The organism is Luteibacter sp. GL_149 (assembly GCF_057834065.1).
In genome coordinates this window covers 287,228-307,112 of record NZ_CM174395.1, presented here as the reverse complement: position 1 = coordinate 307,112, position 19,885 = coordinate 287,228, and the positions used below count along the sequence as shown (strand labels likewise).

The 19,885-nt window shown below is 63.3% G+C and carries 21 protein-coding genes and 1 tRNA gene; 10 read left to right on the top strand and 12 right to left on the bottom strand.

The window, feature by feature from the left end; genetic code table 11:
* Positions 1-61: 61 nt before the first annotated feature.
* The 4 genes from atpB to queD all read right to left on the bottom strand — a co-directional run bounded on the left by atpB (position 62) and on the right by queD (position 2,207).
* Entirely contained in the window at positions 62-901 is an 840-nt protein-coding gene (gene atpB / locus AC3IR3_RS01360) for a F0F1 ATP synthase subunit A (RefSeq protein ID WP_489195268.1), read from the bottom strand.
* A 3-nt stretch (positions 902-904) separates the two neighbouring features.
* Positions 905-1,270: an ATP synthase subunit I gene (locus tag AC3IR3_RS01355; protein ID WP_132142485.1), complete on the bottom strand. Its 366-nt coding sequence runs from the start codon at positions 1,268-1,270 to the stop codon at positions 905-907.
* A gap of 177 nt (positions 1,271-1,447) precedes the next feature.
* Positions 1,448-1,774 carry a hypothetical protein gene (locus AC3IR3_RS01350; RefSeq protein WP_489195267.1) on the bottom strand — a complete coding sequence of 109 codons (327 nt, stop codon included), beginning with the start codon at positions 1,772-1,774 and terminating at the stop codon, positions 1,448-1,450.
* 70 nt (positions 1,775-1,844) lie between these two features.
* The gene (gene queD / locus AC3IR3_RS01345; protein WP_132142864.1) at positions 1,845-2,207 is read right to left on the bottom strand and encodes a 6-carboxytetrahydropterin synthase QueD; all 363 of its coding nucleotides are present in this window, start codon (positions 2,205-2,207) and stop codon (positions 1,845-1,847) included.
* Between the two features lie 227 nt (positions 2,208-2,434).
* Here queD and AC3IR3_RS01340 point away from each other — a divergent pair, with 227 nt between their 5' ends.
* On the top strand, positions 2,435-3,022 hold the full coding sequence (locus AC3IR3_RS01340; RefSeq protein WP_489195266.1) for a response regulator transcription factor: 588 nt from the start codon (positions 2,435-2,437) through the stop codon (positions 3,020-3,022).
* A gap of 84 nt (positions 3,023-3,106) precedes the next feature.
* Here AC3IR3_RS01340 and AC3IR3_RS01335 read toward each other — a convergent pair.
* Positions 3,107-3,183: transfer RNA gene (locus AC3IR3_RS01335), tRNA-Met, on the bottom strand.
* Positions 3,184-3,367: 184 nt separating this feature from the next.
* On the opposite strand from AC3IR3_RS01335, the gene AC3IR3_RS01330 reads away from it, so the two are divergent.
* The 8 genes from AC3IR3_RS01330 (at position 3,368) to AC3IR3_RS01295 (ending at position 8,354) form a co-directional block, all read left to right on the top strand.
* Positions 3,368-3,901 (top strand): RNA pyrophosphohydrolase, encoded by a 534-nt coding sequence (locus tag AC3IR3_RS01330; protein ID WP_132142488.1) that lies wholly within the window; start codon positions 3,368-3,370, stop codon positions 3,899-3,901.
* A gap of 71 nt (positions 3,902-3,972) precedes the next feature.
* Positions 3,973-4,176 (top strand): (2Fe-2S)-binding protein, encoded by a 204-nt coding sequence (locus AC3IR3_RS01325; RefSeq protein WP_489195265.1) that lies wholly within the window; start codon positions 3,973-3,975, stop codon positions 4,174-4,176.
* Positions 4,177-4,283: 107 nt separating this feature from the next.
* On the top strand, positions 4,284-4,763 hold the full coding sequence (gene bfr, locus AC3IR3_RS01320; RefSeq protein ID WP_132142490.1) for a bacterioferritin: 480 nt from the start codon (positions 4,284-4,286) through the stop codon (positions 4,761-4,763).
* 101 nt (positions 4,764-4,864) lie between these two features.
* Positions 4,865-5,608 carry a DUF6776 family protein gene (locus AC3IR3_RS01315; RefSeq protein ID WP_489195264.1) on the top strand — a complete coding sequence of 248 codons (744 nt, stop codon included), beginning with the start codon at positions 4,865-4,867 and terminating at the stop codon, positions 5,606-5,608.
* Positions 5,595-6,032, top strand: coding sequence for a bactofilin family protein (locus AC3IR3_RS01310; protein WP_489195263.1), 438 nt, complete (start codon positions 5,595-5,597; stop codon positions 6,030-6,032). Before AC3IR3_RS01315 ends, AC3IR3_RS01310 begins: the two co-directional genes overlap by 14 nt.
* Before the next feature lie 31 nt (positions 6,033-6,063).
* Positions 6,064-6,435, top strand: coding sequence for an iron-sulfur cluster insertion protein ErpA (gene erpA / locus AC3IR3_RS01305; protein WP_428993085.1), 372 nt, complete (start codon positions 6,064-6,066; stop codon positions 6,433-6,435).
* A 16-nt stretch (positions 6,436-6,451) separates the two neighbouring features.
* Positions 6,452-7,435 (top strand): NAD(+) diphosphatase, encoded by a 984-nt coding sequence (gene nudC / locus AC3IR3_RS01300; protein WP_489195262.1) that lies wholly within the window; start codon positions 6,452-6,454, stop codon positions 7,433-7,435.
* 52 nt (positions 7,436-7,487) lie between these two features.
* The gene (locus AC3IR3_RS01295; RefSeq protein ID WP_489195261.1) at positions 7,488-8,354 is read left to right on the top strand and encodes a beta-lactamase induction protein; all 867 of its coding nucleotides are present in this window, start codon (positions 7,488-7,490) and stop codon (positions 8,352-8,354) included.
* A gap of 9 nt (positions 8,355-8,363) precedes the next feature.
* On the opposite strand, the gene AC3IR3_RS01290 is transcribed toward AC3IR3_RS01295, so the two are convergent.
* Both AC3IR3_RS01290 and purD read right to left on the bottom strand, forming a co-directional pair.
* Positions 8,364-10,250 (bottom strand): MFS transporter, encoded by a 1,887-nt coding sequence (locus AC3IR3_RS01290; RefSeq protein WP_489196994.1) that lies wholly within the window; start codon positions 10,248-10,250, stop codon positions 8,364-8,366.
* Between the two features lie 242 nt (positions 10,251-10,492).
* Complete coding sequence (purD, locus tag AC3IR3_RS01285) at positions 10,493-11,770, bottom strand: phosphoribosylamine--glycine ligase (RefSeq protein ID WP_489195260.1); 1,278 nt, start codon at positions 11,768-11,770, stop codon at positions 10,493-10,495.
* Positions 11,771-11,915: 145 nt separating this feature from the next.
* On the opposite strand from purD, the gene blaOXA reads away from it, so the two are divergent.
* Positions 11,916-12,758 (top strand): class D beta-lactamase, encoded by an 843-nt coding sequence (gene blaOXA / locus AC3IR3_RS01280; protein ID WP_489195259.1) that lies wholly within the window; start codon positions 11,916-11,918, stop codon positions 12,756-12,758.
* 1 nt (position 12,759) lies between these two features.
* On the opposite strand, the gene AC3IR3_RS01275 is transcribed toward blaOXA, so the two are convergent.
* From AC3IR3_RS01275 to AC3IR3_RS01255, 5 genes are all read right to left on the bottom strand, one after another.
* On the bottom strand, positions 12,760-14,133 hold the full coding sequence (locus tag AC3IR3_RS01275) for an AMP-binding protein (RefSeq protein ID WP_489195258.1): 1,374 nt from the start codon (positions 14,131-14,133) through the stop codon (positions 12,760-12,762).
* Positions 14,134-14,148: 15 nt separating this feature from the next.
* Positions 14,149-14,718 (bottom strand): L-threonylcarbamoyladenylate synthase type 1 TsaC, encoded by a 570-nt coding sequence (gene tsaC, locus AC3IR3_RS01270; protein WP_489195257.1) that lies wholly within the window; start codon positions 14,716-14,718, stop codon positions 14,149-14,151.
* Position 14,719: 1 nt separating this feature from the next.
* Positions 14,720-17,221 (bottom strand): DNA topoisomerase I, encoded by a 2,502-nt coding sequence (locus AC3IR3_RS01265; RefSeq protein ID WP_489195256.1) that lies wholly within the window; start codon positions 17,219-17,221, stop codon positions 14,720-14,722.
* A 156-nt stretch (positions 17,222-17,377) separates the two neighbouring features.
* Positions 17,378-18,526, bottom strand: a complete 1,149-nt coding sequence (gene dprA / locus AC3IR3_RS01260; RefSeq protein ID WP_489195255.1) for a DNA-processing protein DprA — start codon at positions 18,524-18,526, stop codon at positions 17,378-17,380.
* Positions 18,527-18,675: 149 nt separating this feature from the next.
* Positions 18,676-19,800, bottom strand: a complete 1,125-nt coding sequence (locus tag AC3IR3_RS01255; protein WP_489195254.1) for a LysM peptidoglycan-binding domain-containing protein — start codon at positions 19,798-19,800, stop codon at positions 18,676-18,678.
* Positions 19,801-19,885: the final 85 nt, after the last annotated feature.

The following is a 19,885-nucleotide window of genomic DNA, read 5'->3' as shown; positions in this document are numbered from 1 at the left end:
TAAAAAATGGAAAAGAAACGAAACAGAATGGGACTAAAGGGTCTAACGTCAGTGCGGTGAGTTAGTGATGTTCACGCGCCGTGGCGATGTAGACGATCGTCAGCATCATGAAGATGAACGCCTGGAGGGCGATGATCAGGATGTGGAAAATCGCCCACGCCGTGTTGAACACGACGCCGGGTACGAAGCTGATCCAGCTCACCATCAGACCGGCAATCAGCATGAACACCAGTTCGCCGCCGTACATGTTGCCGAACAGTCGCATGGCAAGCGACACGGGCTTCGACAGGGTTTCGACGACGTTGAGAAAGAAATTCGGGAGGACCAGGATGGTCTTGGCGACCGGGCCTTCGGCATGGAACGGCGCGGTGATCAGTTCCTTGCCGAAACCGAAGCCGCCCTTCGCCTTGATGCCGTGGCCGATGACGATGAACAGCACCGCGACGGACAGGCCGATGGTGGTGTTGATGTCGGCCGTGGGCACCATGCGGAAGAACGTGTGGTGCGCCGTGTCCGCACCGGCGAAGGTGTGGACCAGCCAGCCGCCGAGGTCGACCGGCAACAGATCCATTGCATTCATGAAGAACACCCACATGAAGATGGACAGCGCCAGCGGCGTCACCGTGCGACGGTCGCCATGGAACGTGTCTTTCACCTGGGTATCAACGAACTCGACGATGATTTCGACGAACGCCTGGCCCTTTGAGGGCACACCCGACGTCGCCTTGCGGGCGTACAACCAGAACCACAGGCAGAACAATGCGCCCAGCACGAACGAGACGACGATGGAGTCGACGCGCACGTTCCAGAAAGCACCTGCATCCGGACGGAAATTGATCACCATGTGGTTCAGGTGATGCTGGATGTATTCGGTCAGACCGCCCTGCGGTTCGCTCACCATGCCTCAACCCTTGAATCTGAATGCAAATACGTTGACCGCGAAGCCCGCCACGAGCCCCACGAGGGCGGCCAGCGGCGGTAGCTTCCAGTAAGCCAGGACCAGCAGGACGCCACCGATGAAGACGGTCCACTTAAGGAACATCCCCAGCAGCAGCCTCCCCGTCGCTACCGTCGCATTGCCCAGCGTGCTGAAGAACCGCGCGGCGAACAGCGCGTTACCTAAAGCGACGATGAGGGCGCCCGCAAAGGCGGCCAGACCAGCCGACCGACTCTGCAGTGAGAATGCGATGCCCACCAGCACGGCCATCACCAGCTGCGCGAATACAACGCGCAAAGCCAGACGACGACCGGCGGCAAGACTGTTCAGCAACGCGAGGCTCCCGTGAGGTTTCGCTCAAAGGCGGCACCAGATAGTTCTACGGGCCACGGTCTAATCTGGAAAAGTATACCAGTGCCGTAAACATACGGACAAGCTGCAAAACCTGCGACAACGCTCTCCGGCGTGACCGACGTCACGCCGTCTCGGGAACGGCCCGGGGTGGAGGGGTCAGTCGTTACCGGCGGGCGTCACCATCGCGGTCAGGGTGCTGGCAGTCTGGCGGGCCACGTCGAAGATGTCGCCGGCGGCGGTGGCGGCGCGAGCCGCATTGTCGCGCTGGCATCCCTCGCCCTTCTCCCAGATGGCACGGAGCGCGGTGGCGTCCTGCGCCACCATGGCATCGGCGAAAAGCCCGGCCACGGAACGCGCCTGACTCTCCATCGCCTGCATCTGCAGGTCGGCGACGCGTTCGAAACCGCGCCATGCCACGGCCTGCGCCGCGGTTGCCTGCTCGACGAAATGCGCGAACGAACGATGATCGGCAAACGGCGTCATGGGGAACTGCCAGGGAAGGAAAGGGGACTGAGTGTAGCGACTGCTGCTGCGATGCACCATCGGGCGCGACTCAGACGTCGGCGACGCCGAATTCCGCACCGGAGGTGCAGGTTTCATGGATCACGACCTTCGCCAGACCGGGGACGTCCACGCGCAAGCGCTCGAAAATCCAGCGGCACAGATTTTCGCTGGTCGGATTTTCCAGCCCCTCGATATCGTTGAGGTAATGGTGATCCAGGCGGTCGTATAGCGGAGCGAACCGCGCCTTGAGATCGGCGAAATCCATCACCCAACCGAAGTGCGGATCAGGCTCGCCCTCGACATGCAGTTCGACCTTGAACGAATGGCCGTGCAGTCGCGAGCACTTGTGCCCCTCGGGAACGTTCGGCAGGCGATGGGCGGCCTCGATGTGGAAGATCTTGAAGATGCGCATGGGCCTACGAAAGAACATGGGGAGGCGCCTATTGTACCGGGCCGGCCGACATCACGAATGTCAAAGTGGTCTTCACGACCTGGTTCTCAGTTCCGTGCACCAGATCACACGATCGCAAGACTTTTCGCACGCGCAAGAATCAAGTGGTATCTTCCGCAATCTTCTGCGACCCGTAATTCCGGTCCTTCGCCGCCTTGGAGGCTTCGATGTGCCTGACCCCGAGTTCAATGCTTTCGCCCGCCTCGCATCATCTGTGCGGACTGGCGGAAGAGGTTTTCGCGGCATCGCCGCTGCCCTGTCTCGTCTGGCAGCACGATGTGGAGCGCGCAGTCATGGTGAACGCAGCCTTCGAACGCGAATTCGGTGCGGACCCGAAGCTGGCCGGCCCCGAATGGCTGACCCAACGATTCCAACCCTGCGGCGAAGACGATGAATTTCTCCTCCGGAAGGACGGCGAGCCGCACGGGCGCTACCGCATCACCCGGCAGACCATGTCCGTTCCACCCGCCTCATTCCATGCTGTGTTCCTGCAGCCATTGCCCGACGATCCGCCGCTCGGTAACGAGCGAGCGAGTCACGCCTTCTCGGCCCTCCGGCCCGATGTCGCGCTGACCCGGCGCGAAATCCAGGTGCTCGACGGCATCATGCGCGGCAAGCTCAACAAGATCATCGCCGGCGAACTGAGCATCAGCCAGAAGACCGTCGAACTGCACCGGGCGAACCTGATGGCCAAACTGCGGGTGCACAACGTTGTGGAACTGGCCCGCGCGGTACTCGACACGCCGCATATCCCGCTCCATCTCGCCGCCGACTGAAGCGGAACGCCGGAACACAGCCAACAGAACGAAAAATGCCCCTTGCGGGGCATTCGGGACCCAGGGGTCCGGTGACGCATAACGTGGTGGCTAGAGGCGGGCTCGAACCGCCGACCTCAGCATTATGAGTGCCGCGCTCTGACCAGCTGAGCTACCTAGCCGTGGAACCTGGTCGTCGTGAACCGTAACGATTCACGAAGGCCGGGCAGTTTAATCGCGGGACGGGTTCCATTCAAGTAGCGCCTTGCCCGCCGTTCGTACGCTGTGGTTGAATCGGGGCGCGAGGGCACGCTGCCGCGATGAAGGAAGCTTCCTGCATCGCATGGCTTCGAGCGAGGAGGCGAGATGATCGACGCTGATGGCTATCGACCAAATGTGGGGATCGTGCTGCTGAACGCGGATGGCCGCCTGTTCTGGGCGCGCCGCGTGAACCGTGACGGCTGGCAGTTCCCCCAGGGAGGCATGCGTAGCGACGAAACGCCGCTGGAAGCCATGTACCGCGAGCTCGAGGAAGAAACCGGCCTCGCCGCGCACCACGTCGAAGTGCTTGCCGCCACGCGCGGCTGGCTGCGTTATCGCCTGCCGAACCGCTTTGTCCGCCATCACCAGCACCCTACCTGCATCGGCCAGAAACAGGTCTGGTTCCTCCTGCGCCTGACCGGCGGCGAGGACGCGCTGAAGCTCGACGCCTGCGAGAAACCGGAATTCGACCTGTGGCGATGGGTGGATTTCTGGTATCCGGCCAATCACGTGGTGAACTTCAAGCGCCAGGTATACGAACGCGCGCTGCGCCAGTTCGCGCCGATGGTCGAAAGCGTCTGCTCGGTGACGATCGGAACCTGCCCGGCCTCCGCGGCACCCCAGTCCGCGACGGGCTGATCGCCCCAACCGCTGGCCTTCACATCCTCGCGGTTGACAATCGTTCGCATTCGCGTTCAAAATCCGCACCCATGTACATCTGCATGTGCAATGCCGTCACCGACCACGCCATCCGCCGCGCCGCGGCAGACGGCGTGCATTCGTTCGCCGACCTTCAGGCCCGCACCGGTTGCTCGGATTGCTGCGGCACCTGCGAGCCCGACGCGCGCCAGTGTCTTTCGGACGCCGTCACCGAGGTCCGGTCGACACTTTCGTTCCTGTCCACGGCCGCCTGACCCCGCCAGTCCGGCGCCATTCGCACAAGCGAACCATGTTCATTCTCGTTACGCCCCGGGATTCGCGGCTTGCGTATAGTCGTGCCTGAACTATCAGGGAGATCCCCATGAAGGGCGACGCGAAGGTCATCGAATTCCTCAACAAGGTCCTCTACAACGAGCTGGCCGCCATCAATCAGTACTTCCTGCATTACAGGATGTTCAAGGATTGGGGATACAACGAACTCGCCGATCACGAGTACAAGGAATCGATCGAGGAGATGAAGCACGCCGATAAGCTTATCGAGCGCATCCTCTTCCTCGACGGCCTGCCGAACCTCCAGCACCTCGGCAAGCTTCGCATCGGCGAAAACGTCGTCGAAGCGTTGCAGGGCGACCTCGATCTGGAAATGGTGGCCACGAAAGACCTGCGCGAGGCCATTGCCTACAGCGAAGGCATCCACGATTTCGTCAGCCGCGACCTGTTCCGGCACATCCTCTCCGAGGAAGAAGAACATATCGACTGGCTGGAAACGCAGTTCAGCGTCATCAAGGACATCGGTCCGGAGCGCTACATGCTCAGCAAGGTCGGCAAGATCGATAGCTGATCGACGTTTTGAAGAGGCCTCGCTGAAAAGCGAGGCCTCGTTCCTTGACGGTGGCGGAAACCGGGGGGTATACCTTCACGCCGCCTGCACGGAATCCGTCCATGGCTTCTACGCCGCCGCCCCGCTTCATTGTGCGCACGGCCGACGACGTCGGTCGCCAGCGCCGGCTGCGTCTGATTCTGATCGGAGCATGGGCCGGTAGCGTCATCCTCGCCTGCGTCCTGACCTGGGGGCTCACGGCCCACGCGCCCGCGCTGGTGTCGTCCGATCGCGGCCAGGTCCGCACACTCACCCAGCAGAACGACGACCTCCTCCAGCAGCTGGCGAACGTCCAGCGCTCGGACCAGGTGACCGATATCGCCGGAAAGGAACTCAAGCGAAGTCTTGCCGAGCGCGACGAGGAAATCAGCGGCCTGCGCGCCGACCTGGCGTTCTATTCCCGGCTTGTCGGCGGGGGTGCCCAGCGCGAGGGCCTGCAAGTGCAGGACACCCGGATTTCGCCCGTAGGCGGGACGTCACGTGCCTGGAATATCGTCCTGACGCTGACCCAGAACGCGAAGCGTGGCGAGGACATCAAAGGCAAGGTCTCGATCGCTGTCGAGGGCATTCGTGCCGACAAGGTCGTGGCACTGGAGGGCGCCGCCCTGGGCGAAACTACTCAAGACGGCATGGCCTTCTCTTTCAAATACTTCCAGCAGTTGCATGGCAGCTTCGTGCTGCCGGCCGACTTCAAACCCACCCGTCTGCGGATTACGGTGACCGCCGACGGAAGCAATGCGGCGACCAGTTCCGTTGCCTGGAACGACGCCATCAAAGGCAAAGAGGAATCCGATGTTCAACGGTAATCGCAAGAATCAGGGGCCAAGCGTCAACGCGTCCGATACCAGTCTGGTATCCCGCGGCATGACCATCCGGGGCGACGTGAAATTCAGCGGCACATTGCACCTGGACGGCGTGGTCGAAGGGTCGATCCAGGCCGACGCCCAGGGCGACAGCGTCCTGACCATCAGTGAGACGGGCCGGGTGACCGGCCAGATCAACGTCCCGCATGCCGTCGTCAATGGACGGGTGATCGGCGATATCGACGTCTTCGACAGGCTCGAACTGGCCGCCCAGGCCCGCATTGAGGGCGATGTGCGCTATCAGGTGCTGGAAATGGCCGCCGGGGCACAGGTCAACGGGAAGATGGCGCACCGCGCCCCGGAAGCACCCCGGCAGCTGGAAGCCCCGGAACCTGAGATCATGCCGTCTCTTGCAGCGCAGGCTTGACCTGCCGGCAATCGGCGCCATTATGGACAGCATGAATAACCCGTTTCCCATGGCGCCCGATTACCGCAGCAGCGGTGCTCCCCTGGTCTTCACCGAGGCCGCGGCGGGCAAGGTACGCGAGCTGATCGACGAAGAGGGCAATCCCGGCCTCAAGCTGCGCGTCTATATCAGCGGTGGCGGGTGTTCGGGATTCCAGTACGGATTCACGTTCGACGAGGAGCAGGCGGACGACGATTTCGCCGTTTCCCGTAATGGCGTGACGCTGGTTGTCGATCCGCTTTCGCTGCAATACCTCACGGGCGCGGAAATCGACTACGCGGAATCGTTCAGCAGTTCCCAGTTCGTCATTCGCAATCCCAACGCAAAGACGACCTGCGGTTGCGGCTCGTCCTTCAGCGCCTGACCGGCTGCCCTGGGGAATGAGCGACGAACAGGAACGTGACAAGGCGGTCGCGACGCGCGCCCGCGAAAATGTCTTCGCCGGCATCGACATCGACCGCATGGCCGAACGTCGCGACGACCGGCTCTGGGTCGACGAACTCGAAGCGACCGACAGTTCGCGCTTCCTGGTACTGGACAGCGAAGGCCAGGCCTTCGCCAACGCGGATGCGGATCAGCTTCAGTGGATGACGCCCGCCACGCGCTCCGATCGCTTTGGCGACATTCCCGCCACGCTGCTCGGCATTGCCGGCGGCGTCGCTTATTTCACGCTGGCCGTGGACGAAGCGCACGCGGAAATCTTCGTGGCGCTTTCCAGTGCGCGACGCCTCGGCCTGCGCGATGCCGGCCTGCTTTTCCCCGAATTCGAAGCCGGACTATTCGCTTTCGCCAAGGGCATCACCCACTGGCAGCGACAGACCCGTTTCTGCAGTTTCTGCGGTTCTCCCGTGCTGCTGGTGGCTTCGGGCCATCGCGCGCAGTGCACCAACGAAGACTGCGCTCATCTGCACTTCCCACGTACCGACGCGGCCATCATTGTCATCGTCGAGCACGATGGCGCCTGCCTGCTCGGTCGCCAGCGCGGCTGGCCCAAGGGGCGCTATTCCACGCTGGCCGGTTTTATCGAGCCCGGCGAATCGCTCGAAGACGCCGTGCGCCGCGAAGTGCGCGAGGAATCGGGCGTGGAAGTCGCGTACGCCACCTACCACTCTTCGCAACCTTGGCCGTTGCCCGCATCGCTGATGGTCGGCTTCACCGCCACGGCCCGCACACGTGACATCCACCTGCGCGACAACGAACTGGAAGACGCCCGCTGGTTCACCGTCAAGCAGATCGTCGAAGGCATGACCGACGGCAGCCTGGCGGTTCCACCTCCGTTGTCGGTGTCATACCGGCTGATCGAGCACTGGCTTGCGTTGCGTGGCGTCGACCTCGGCGAACTCGCGCGAATCAAACAGGCATAGCTAACCGCTGCACGTTGGCTACAATCGGGGCGAACTCCACGGATCGCTCCCTATGGCTCTACGACTGCTCGCTGCCCTGATTGCCCTGCTACTGGCATACTCCCTGCCACAGCTGGCCCGCTGGCGCGACGATCGCTGGTTCCGGGCCTGGGTGGATCGCCTGGGCGACGCCTCCGGTGGCGGCCGGGTCGCTGTCGCACTGCTGGTACCGGTACTTGCCTGCGCGATCATCGGGGCCATCCTCTCCGGCCTGCCCCTGTTCGATCTGGCGTGGCTGGCGTTCGCCGTTATCGTGCTGGTCTACGCACTGGGTCCCCGCGAGATAGAAACCGATATCGACGCGATCCTGAAGGCACCGGATACCCTGCGCCGCCACGAAGCCATACAGGCACTGCGCCAGAACGAGGAATCCCTTCCCTGGTTCGCACCCGCGCTGGTCGAGGCGGCGTTCTTCGCCGCACTACGCCGGCGATTCGGCGTGCTGTTCTGGTTTTTCCTGCTCGGACCATGCGGTGCGCTGCTCTATCGGCTGGCCCAGATCCTTGGGCGCGAGATGACCCAGCGTCTCGACACCGATACGCGCCCCGCGGCTCAGCGCGTCGCGGACGCCCTCGACTGGGTGCCGGCACACATCATGGTCTTCGCCATGGCGCTCGTTTCCGACTTCGACGCAGTCGTCGGATCCTGGCAGCACTGGCACCGGAACTCCGGCAGCCCGCGAACCCGCCTCGATCCCGACTTCCTCGGCGCCGTCGCACGCGCCGGCGTGGATGCGGATGTGGAAGCGGGGGATGGCTACGTCGAAGACACCAGCGACCCCATCGCCGAACTCGCCGATGCGCGCCACGTCATCCGGCGCGTCCTGATCGTATGGCTGGCGGTCGTCGCGGTCATCGTGGTGGGCGGGTGGTTCGCGTAACGCCCGCTGTTATGCCTGATCCCCGCGCAGCTCGCCTACCCGCGTCTCCAGCATCGCGGCATTTGCCTGTTCCGCGGGAACCAGCGATCCACCCACCAGCTCGATACGCGACCAGAAACGGCGCGGTACGCGCATGCGCCGAAGCGCCGAATCGCGGCGGCTGAAAATACTTCCCCACATACCGCGCAATGCCAACGGCACGACCGGCACCGGTCGACGCGCGAGAATGCGATCGACACCTGGCCGGAAAGGTGCGATGGCGCCATCCCTGGTGATTCCGCCTTCCGGGAAAATGCAGACGAGCTCGCCGTTCGCGAGCGCTTCGTCGACACGCTCGAACGCCTCGTCCATCAGCGCCGGATCTTCCTTGCGGCCCGCGATAGGGATCGCCTTCGCCGTCCGGAAGACGAAGCGCAGGATGGGGATGTTGAATATCTTGTAATACATCACGAAGCGCACGGGACGACGCACGCTGGCCATCAGGATCAGCGGATCCATGAAACTCACGTGGTTGCACACGAGCAACGCGGCGCCCTCTTCCGGAATATTGCGCAAGCCATCGACGCGCACGCGATACAGCGTATTCACCAGTATCCAGGTGATGAAGCGCATCGGGAACTCGGGAACCAACGTGAAGATGTACACCGCCACGACGATGTTGATGAGACCGGTGGCGAGGAATATCTGCGGCACGCTGAAGCCGAAATGCGACATCCCGATACCGAAGCCCGACGCGATGCAGATAAGCAGCGCATTGACGATGTTGTTGCCTGCGATAACGCGAGAAAGACGATCGCTGGGCGTCCGGCTCTGTACGAAAGCGAACAGCGGCACCACATAGAAACCGGCGAAGACACCGATCATCGTCAGGTCGAGCGCGATGCGCCACGTACCAGGCGCTTTCAGGAAACCGTGCCAGTCCAGACCGGAAACCGGTGCCAACCCCGAACGCGCGAAGTACAGATCCACCGCGAACACGGTAAGACCGAACGCACCCATCGGCACAAGGCCAATCTCGACGCGACGCCCGGACAGACGTTCGCACAACAGGGAGCCCACACCGGTACCGAGAGAGAACAATGTCAGCACCAACGTATTGACCGAACCGTCGCCGCCCAGATTGTGCAGCGTGTAGTTCGGCAGCTGCGCAATCATCACGGTACCGAAGAACCAGAACCAGGAAATACCCAATACCGCGTTGAATACCGCGCGATCGGAATGCGTGATGCCGAGTACCCGAACGGTTTCGGTGAAGGGATTCCAGTTGAACCGCAGATCCGGCGCCGTCGCCGGCGCGACGGGAATCGAACGGCTTACCGTATAACCCGCGATAGCAATGAGGATTGTGGTCGCCGAAGCGGCAAGTGGACCGTACCCGGCGATCAGCATCAGCGAATTGCCGACGATCATGCCGATCAACATGGCCAGCTGCGTGCCGGTTTCGACGAGACCGTTGCCACCGACCAGCTCCGAACGATCGAGTGCCTGCGGAAGAATGGCGTACTTGATCGGACCGAATACGGTGGAATGGACGCCCATGAGAAACAGCACGACGAGCAGCAGCGAGACGTGATGCGTGAAGAATCCGATGGCCGCGATGGTCATCGCCACGATCTCGAAGATCTTCACGTAGCGGATGATCCGCGTCTTCTCGTATTTTTCCGCCAACTGACCCGCGGTGGCGGAGAACAGGAAAAACGGCAGGATGAACAATGCGGGCGCGAGGTTCGTGTATAGCGACACCATCTTGTCGCCGAGCGACATCTGGAACGCGACGAGCATGACCATCGCATTACGGAATGCATTGTCGTTGAACGCTCCGAGCGCCTGCGTCCAGAAGAACGGAGCAAAGCGACGCTTTCCAAGCAGACTGAATTGGCTCACGGGGTCTTCCATCTGGAGTCGTGGGGCAAGCGTAGCCTGAAACGATGCCGGATGAGGGACGCTGCCGCTACCACGTCCCTCACCGTCGCTCCTGTGCAGGCAGGAGTCCGGTGCGGTGCTGCCGGTTGTAGCGATCACGCTCATTCATGCCCTCAGAGCCTGATCGTGCGCTATACGACCAACGCGTACGTTGTCGCTCTTGGTCCCTGCCTGCGCAGGGACGACGGTGAGAGGCAGAAGCGTCGAGGCGAACCTCAGCCCAACGCCCGATGCGCAATATCGTGGCGATAGAACGCCCCCTCGAAACCAACATGCGCCAGCGCCTCGTACGCTTTCGCACGAGCCTGCGCGAGGTCGTCGCCCAACGCACAGACCGTCAGAACACGTCCGCCCGCGGTCACCGCACGACCAGCCGAATCCTGTGCCGTGCCTGCATGGAAGACTTTGACATCCGGGCCAAAATCGCCGTTTGCACCCTCGATGACATCGCCGCTGCGCACCTTGCCGGGATAACCCCCGGCGGCGAGCACGACGCCAAGGGAAGGGCGCGGATCCCACTGTGCATTCACGCGCGAGATATCGCCATCCAGCGCAGCCTCGATCAGATCGACCATATCGGACTGCAGACGCAGCATGATCGGCTGCGTTTCGGGATCGCCGAAACGCACATTGAACTCGATGACTTTCGGCGTGCCCGACGCGTCGATCATGAGACCGGCATAGAGGAATCCCGTGAACGGAACGCCGTCGGCGATCATGCCCGCCAGCGTAGGATCGACGATCTCCCGCATGACACGATCGGAAATAGCCTGGGTGACGACGGGAGCGGGCGAATACGCACCCATGCCACCCGTGTTCGGCCCCTTGTCGCCATCGTCGCGACGCTTGTGGTCCTGACTGGTCGCCATCGGCAACGCGCGTTTGCCATCGCTGATAACGATGAAGCTGGCCTCCTCGCCATCGAGGAATTCCTCGATCACGACACGCGACGACGCGTCGCCGAACGCTTGCTGACCCAGCATGTCCTCCAGCGCGGCCTCGGCCTCCGCGAGCGTCATGGCAACGACGACGCCCTTGCCCGCCGCCAGACCATCGGCCTTGATGACGATGGGCGCGCCTTTTTCACGGACGTGGACGAGCGCCGGTGCCAGCTCGGTAAATACCGCGTAGTGCGCCGTGGGAATGCCGTGACGCTGCAGGAAATCCTTCGCGAAAGCCTTGCTTCCCTCGAGCTGGGCAGCGGCGGCGCTCGGGCCGAAACAACGCAGGCCGGCGGCGGCGAAACGATCGACGACACCCGCCACCAGCGGCACTTCGGGACCGACGACCGTCAATCCGACGCCCTCGTCGCGGGCCAGCGCCAGCAGACCGTCGGTGTCCGTCACGGCCACCGGCACGTTGCGCAGACCGGGCTCGAGGGCCGTACCGGCATTGCCGGGTGCGACGATCACTTCGCTGACGCGCGGCGACTGCCGGAGCTTCCAGGCCAGTGCGTGTTCGCGGCCACCGCTGCCGATAACGAGGACTTTCATGCTTGCTCCGAATGATTCGGCGCCCATCCGGCGCGACGTGGCATTGTACCGGCCGTCGTGCCCGAGTATCGCCACTTTCCTGCCTGTCCCGGGCCGTTGTGGACCGCCATGCTCCCCGCACCTGCCCCCCAAGGACCTTATGACGATGCGCCGATTATTCCTGTGGATCCCCGTACTGTTCCTGACGCTGGGCGCTGGTCATGCGCACGCCGCTTCGTGGCGCGAACACCCGGAATGGGCTCCGATATTCGACGACGCGGGCCTTCGCGGCACGATCGTCGTCTACGACGAGCGCAACGACACCTACGACGTTTTCGATGCGGAACGCGCTAAGCGCCGCTACCTGCCCGCCTCCACTTTCAAACTCTTCAACGCCATGGTCGCGCTCGATACCGGTGCCGTGAAGGACGAATACGAAACCCTTCCGTGGGATGGCAAGGTGCGTAGCGTCCTGGGCGCGCCGAAGACCGAATGGAATCGCGCCAACTCTCTGGCCAGCGGCATGCGCTATTCGACGGTCTGGTTCTATCAGGACATGGCGCGGCGTGCTGGCGAACCGCGTATGCGCGAATGGCTGCATCGCGTCGGCTATGGCAATGAAACCATCGATGGCGGTATCGACATGTTCTGGCTGAACGATACATTGCGTATCTCGGCGGAAGAACAGGTGGCATTCCTGCGCCGTCTTGCCGACGGAAAGCTACCGTTCTCGGCAAGGGCACAGGAGGTCGTCCGCCGCATCTCCATCACGGAGTCGCAGCCGGCCTACGTGCTTCACGCCAAGACAGGCTGGGGCGCGGAGGGTGCGCAGAATGCCCGGAACGGTGGCAAATCCGACAGCCTGGGCTGGTATGTCGGCTGGGTGGAGTCGAACGGCCGGCGCTGGTTCTTCGCGTCGAACGTCGACATCGTGAAGTTCGAAGATGGCGACAAGCGTATCGATATCGCCAAGCGCGTGCTTGCCGCCGAAGGCGCATTGCCGCGCTGATTCAGGACGACACGCGACCGAGCATTTCCAGCAGAAGACTACGCGGGAGCTTGCCGGTTTCGTTGCGAGGCAACGCCGGCACTTTCCGCAACGGACGCGGCAGGAATACCGGGTCGATCGACTGGCGCAATGCCAGGACGATCGACTGCTCGTCGAGATCGGGCGCCACCACGAGCGCAGCGATACGACGCACACCGATGATGTCGCTATCGTCGAGCTGAAACACCACCCCGTCGTGCACACCGGGGATAGCCAACAGACGCCGGTTGAGATCGCCAAGCGATGCGCGCTTGCCTGCGATTTCCAGCAGGTCGGTATTGCGTCCACGCAAACGGAAACGTCGACCGTCGTCATGCAGCGTGACGATGTCCGCCAGCGCGATCGGTACATCCAGCTGGGGTGCTTCGACCAGCGTGCCGTCCGGCTGCGGATGCAGTCGCACGCCATCGTAAAGCGCCCAGTCGTCGTCCGTCGCCGTGCGACGGCTGGCGAATACACAGGTCTCGGTCGAGCCGAATACTTCGAGCAGCGGCGCACCGAAGCGACGTTCGGCGGCCTGCGCCAGCTCGATGGGCATCGGTGCCGTCGCCGACACGAAGGCGGCGAGAGGCGGCAGATCGATGTCTGCCTCGACAAGCGTACGCAGGTGGACAGGTGTGATGACCAGAACTCGCGGCGGCGGCACGCTGGCCAGCGTCGCGGCGACGTCGGCGGGAAAGAACGGCCGCGCGGCATGGACCGAAACACGACTGAACAGCGGCATCACCACCGACATTTCCATACCGTACATGTGCTGCGGCGGAACCGTCGCGACGACGTGAAACGCTTCGCCCGCGATACTGCTCAGCCTGGCGACATTGCCGAGGTTGCTGGCATGGAAACTACCCCACGTTTTCACGTTGGGCTTGGGCTTTCCCGTCGAACCGGAGGTGTAACCGATGGCAACGACCCGGTCGGCGGGCACGGTGGCCAGCACGTCATCCGACGATGCGCCGGGCGCGCTGTCGGGCCAGACGATGCGGAGATAGCCGGCCGGAGCGGGTTCCAGCACCTGCTCGCCAAGGGCATAACTGCCCGGATGCGCGGCAAGTACTTCGTCGACGGCACGGGGTGCGCGCGACGGCGGCAGCAGATTCGTCTGGCCACGCAACACCAGTGCGCAGAACGCGACGAGAAACGCATAGCGATCCTCGCAGAGGTTCACCGCGCCGGACGCTTCGGGCAAGGTGGCCGCGACATGCCGAACATGACTCAGGAAGGTCGCCGCATCGATACCGCGCCCGTCACGCCAGGCGATAATCCGCCCGGCCGGTCCAAGCACCAGCGGGAGCCTTGCTCCACCTTCCTGCTCGACAATTTCACAGACAATCGACACGTACGGGGCTCCAGGTCAGGCGCGGATGATAGCGCCGGTCAGAGCGTCGCGAATGACGGTAGGCGAAACGAGACCGCCCACCGGGGCGTCCAGCAGCCCGTCGAGCGCATCGCCGAACCACGCGGCCAGAAGATGGGCATCCCGGGCGGGCGGAACGCCGTGGGGATTGGCGCTCGTGGACACCAGAGCCCCGCCAAACGCCCGACACAGCGCGGCGGCGGGCGGATGGGCCGTCACCCTCAGGGCGATACCCGCATGGGCGCCAGCCACCCAACCGGGCACGCGGTCCGTTCGGGGAAAGACCCAGGTGTTCGGACCAGGCCAGGTGGCGTACACCTGTTCCAGCACAGCGGCAGGAACTGCCGCAAGATCGACATAGGGTTCGATCTGGGCGATGTCCGCCGCGATCAGAAGTACGCCCTGGGTCGCGGGACGACCCTTGAGTGCGAATACACGTTCGAAGGCCACGCGGTCGTGCGGATCGCAACCGAGGCCGAATACCGCCTCGGTCGGGTAAGCCAGCACACCGCCGTCGCGCAGAAGCGCGGCGGCGGCATCCACCTCGGACAGCTCGAATCGCCGCACGTTACGTTGCCTGTTTTGCCGGTGCTTTCTTCGCAGCGGCTTTCTTGGTCGCGGTCTTCTTTGTCGCGACTTTCTTCGTGGCGGTTTTCTTGACCGTCGTCTTCTTGGCCGTCGCTTTCTTCACCGCGGCTTTCTTGGCCGGCGCGGCTTTCTTCGTAGCGGTCTTCTTCGCGGCGGCTTTCTTCGTCGCCGTTTTCTTGGCCGCCTTGCCGCCGCGCGGCTTCTTCACCGGCGCTGCGGCAAGCAGCTCCAGGCATTCGGCTTCGGTGAGCGTTTTCGGATCGCGGTCTTTCGGAATGCGCGCGTTCTTCTCGCCGTCGGTGATGTAAGGGCCGTAGCGACCATTCAACACCTGCACGTCGTTACCGAAGTCCTGGATGATACGGTTCGCGATGGCTTCCAGCTTCTCCTGCACGAGCTGCAGCGCGCGCGGAAGTTCGATGACGTACGGATCGTCTTCGGGCTTGAGCGAGGCATAGGTGCTGCCTTGCTTCACGAAAGGACCGAAGCGGCCAATGCCGACCGTCACATCCTCACCCGCATCGGACTGACCGAGATTACGCGGCAGCTTGAACAATTCCATCGCATCTTCGAGCGTGATGGTATGCATGCTCTGGCCCGGACGCAGGCTGGCATACGTTGGCTTTTCCTCGTCGTCCTTGCTGCCGATCTGCGCATACGGCCCATAGCGGCCGAGTCGCACGGATACCGGTTTGCCGGTCTTCGGATCGGTGCCCAGTTCGCGCGCACCCGTAGCTTCGCTGCGATCGACGCTTTCGGTCTTGTCGTCCACCAGCGTCTTGAACGGCTGCCAGAAACGCTCGAGCAACGGCACCCATTGCTCTTCGCCGCGACTGACCGCATCCAGCTCGTCTTCGAGCTTCGCGGTGAAATCGTAGTCGACGTACCGCGTGAAGTGACCGGAAAGAAAATTGCTGACCGCGCGACCGACGTCGGTCGGCTTGAAGCGACGGCTGTCCAGAAGCACATATTCGCGATTCAGCAGCACCTGGATAATGCTGGCGTACGTGGACGGACGGCCGATGCCGTATTCCTCGAGCGTCTTCACCAGGCTGGCTTCCGAGTAACGCGGCGGCGGCTCGGTGAAGTGCTGGTCGGCGGCAATGGCCGATACATCCACCACATCGCCCTCGGCCAGACGCGGCAGGCGGCGCTGATCTTCGTCTTCTTCGTTCTTCTGATCGCGACCTTCTTCGTAGACGGCAAGGAAGCCCGGATCGATGACGGTCGTACCGGTGGAACGGAACGACGAATCGGCCACCGCGAATTCGACGGACACGGTGTTCATCGTCGCGTGAATCATCTGGCAGGCGACGGTGCGCTTCCAGATCAGTTCGTAGAGTTTGCGCTGGTCGTCGTTGAGGTACGACGCCACGCTGCGCGGCGTGAGCATGGCCGAGGTGGGACGGACGGCTTCATGCGCTTCCTGCGCGTTCTTCGATTTCGATTTGTATACCTGCGGTCCATCGGGCAATGCCTGCGCGCCATAGTCGCGCGCAATCAACTCGCGCAGCTCGGTCACGGCATCGTTGGACAGCGCGGTGGCGTCGGTACGCATATAGGTGATGAGGCCGACGTTACCCTCGCTGCCCAGCGACACGCCTTCGTACAGACCCTGCGCTATGCGCATCGTGCGACTGGTCGTAAACCCCAGCTTGCGCGCGGCTTCCTGTTGCAGTGTCGACGTAGTGAACGGCGGCGCCGGACGACGCTTGCGTTCGCGACTGGTAACTTCGCTGACCGTGAATTTGCCAGCCGCGGCCTTTTCCAGCGATGCGCGGGCGGACATCGCATCGGCTTCGTTGGTCAGGTCGAACTGTTCGAATTTCTTGCCATGCAACTTCGTCAGCTTGGCAGTGAATGCGCCATCGGCGTGCGCCAGGGCTGCTTCGATCGACCAGTATTCGCGCGCCTTGAAGGCTTCGATCTCTTCCTCGCGCTCGACAATCATGCGCAGGGCGGGCGACTGCACGCGTCCGGCCGACAAACCACGCTGCACCTTGCGCCAGAGCACGGGCGACAGGTTGAAGCCGACCAGGTAGTCCAGCGCGCGACGTGCCTGCTGCGCGTCGACCAGGTCGTGCGACAGCTTGCGCGGATTGGCGACGGCTTCCTTGATGGCCTTCGGCGTGATCTCGCTGAACACGACACGCAATACTTCCTTGCCGTCGAGCAGGCCACGCTCTTTCAGAATTTCGCTGATGTGCCAGGAAATGGCCTCGCCTTCGCGATCCAAGTCGGTCGCGAGATAGATGGTGCTGGCCTGGCGGGCCGCCTTGGCGATGGCCTCGACATGTTTCTCGTTGCGGTCGATGACCTCGTAAGCCATGGCGAAGCCGCGCTCGGGATCGACGGCGCCCTCCTTGGGGCGCAGGTCGCGGACGTGACCATAGGACGCCAACACCTGGAAATCGGTCCCCAGGTATTTGTTGATCGTCTTGGCCTTGGCCGGCGATTCGACGATGAGGAGGTTTTTTGCCATGGATAAAGCGTTTCCTGGTCCGGCCCGGCCTAGGGCCGCGGCGAACTGCCGGTTCGGTTTCGGATTGTGGGGTAACGAGAAGCTGACACCCGGCCAACGAGCCGGGGGGCCAGCCACTCTATATATATAGTTAGAGACACAGCGCCGTGACGGCTGTCAAGCGGCGGGTGGTTCGGGCAGCCTCTGGTAACGATTTCCGGGCAGGCTGGCGACCTGCCCCTCCAGTTCGAGCATCATCAGCATGGACGACAGCGCGGCCGGGGCGAAGCCCGTGGTTCGCAGCAATGTGTCCAGCGGGGCAGGATCGTAACCCATGGCGTCGAGCAGGCGGCGATATTCAGGATCGTCTCGCCAGTCGAAGGGCCCGGATGAACGCTTTCCGGATGCCCGGGTAGCCGGAAGCGCCAGCCGGGCCGCCAGTTCGGCGCCGAGCTCTCGTGCGGCCGGGGCCAGCGCTTCGAGGATCTCGGCCGGTCGCTGGACCAGCCTCGCACCCTCGCCGATCAGCTCGTGACAGCCTTGCGAGAGTGGATTGTGAATGGAACCGGGCAACGCGAAGACCTCGCGGCCCTGCTCGCCCGCCTGACGCGCCGTGATCAGCGATCCGGACCGCAGGCCCGCTTCGACGACCAGCACCCCCAGGCTCAGGCCCGCGATAATGCGGTTGCGGCGCGGAAAGTGGTACGGAAGCGCGCCGACGCCGGGCGCATGCTCGGTCACGATGACTCCGTGTTCGGCGATCCGGCGGGCCAGGGCGTGGTGCTTCCTGGGATAGACCCGATCCGGTCCGGTACCGACCACCGCGACGGTCGGCATACCCGCGTCCAACGCCGCTTCGTGGGCCGCACCGTCCACTCCGTCCGCCATGCCGCTGGTCACGATCAGGCCATCCCGGGCCAGGGCGTCCGCGAATATCCGAGCATTGGCGAGCGCAGGGGCCGCCGCGGCACGAGACCCGACGATGGCAATCTGGGGGCGAAGGAGCAGCGAGGCGTCGCCCACGACGAAGAGCGCCGCTGGCGGCTGCGCGATCGATTCGAGTTGCGGCGGGAAATCCTCGTCCGTGCAACGAAGCAGACGATGACCGGGCTCCACGAGCCAGACGAGGTCGCGAGCGAGCATCGCTTCATCGGGCGTGTCGAGCCATGCTCTGGCCTCGTCGGAAAGGCCCGACGACCGCTTCCGAAGTGCATCGAGCACGACGCTGGCCCGTCGCGACACGACCAGCGCTTCGCGCAGCCGCGAGGCGGGAAAGTCGGGCGTGCGCAGCAGGATCAGCCAGTCGCGGTCGTCGTCGGTCGTCATCGGAACAGTGTATGGGCTGGACCGGCGTCGCAGAGGGGTTTCGGGAGCGCCGAAACGTAGCCCACGCCGACGCTTTTCTGTAGGAGCCCCAAACAAAATCGCCCCCGGGCTTGCGACCGGGGGCGATGGGACATGCTTTACGGCGCGTCTTATTCGGGCTGCGTGACCCGGTCGCCCTTATGGATCGGACGCAGTCCGTCCATCACCAGACCGTAGCTCACACGATCGAACGTGCGGAAGATCATCACGTGGCCGGCGTATTCGTCGGGCAACCTGACGTTCTTGGCCGTGCCTCGCTCCTCGCTGTTGCTCGCGACATCGTCGGCAATGGTCTCGCCCGCCGACATGACGGTGAACGTCGTGCCGTTGTCGATACCGTCGTGGGCACCTGCCGAAATCGCGACCACCTGGCGGCTACCCACGGCGGCCAGTGCGTCCGAGAACGCGATGACCCGCGGATCGGCAGGCATGGTCTTCGGTGCATGCGGATAGTAATAAGCGTCGTAAGGCGCATCGTCGACGGGCATCAGGCGATCGCCCTTGCGAATCTCCAGCGTCGAATCGACCAGGACCAACGAAGCGGGATCGCCTGCGCGCAGGACTTCCGCCGTACCGATCACGGTCACTTCGACACCGAGCGAGGCGCCCTTGCCGAAGTGCCCGTTATCGCGGCCGTCTTCGTGCCAGGGGCCGCGATTCATCGATACATCGCTGTCGAGCGAATCGCCGACCACGCTGCCGCGATCAATGTTGCCGACATCCTTGAACTCACGGAACGCGTTGGTCGGACGGACGATCGCCCAGCGCTGGCCCGGTTCGGCACTCAGCTGACTCGCATAGACCTTCTGCCCCGGCGTGGCCCGCAGGTGATTTTCCTCGAAGCCGACAACGTAAGGTGCGGACTTGACCTGATCCTCGGTCATGACGCGCGTGTCTTTGAGGAACATCCGCAGTTCGCTCAGCGGAATGGCCGTGACGGCGTCCCCGTCGATGCGTACGCGCGGCTGCAGGCCGAGGTGAGCACCGCCCTGCATCGACAGGTTCAGCACATCGCCCGGATAAATCTTGTGCGGATTGCGGACCTGGGGATTGGCCTGCCATATCTCCGGCCAGAGCCACGGCTTGCTCAGGAAGCGCGCCGAAATATCCCAGAGCGTGTCGCCCTTTTTCACCGTATAGGTGTCGGGATGATCCGGGCGAAGCTGGGCGGCTGCCGCATAAACGGCCACAGTAAAGAACATGCTGCCGAGCAGCATGGCGAACTTCTTGATCATGACGGGATTTCCCCCTTCCCCGGTGCTGTCGCGAGTGTAACTGAATCGTTAAAGGGCACAATACGGCGCTGCGCTCGCCCGGCTT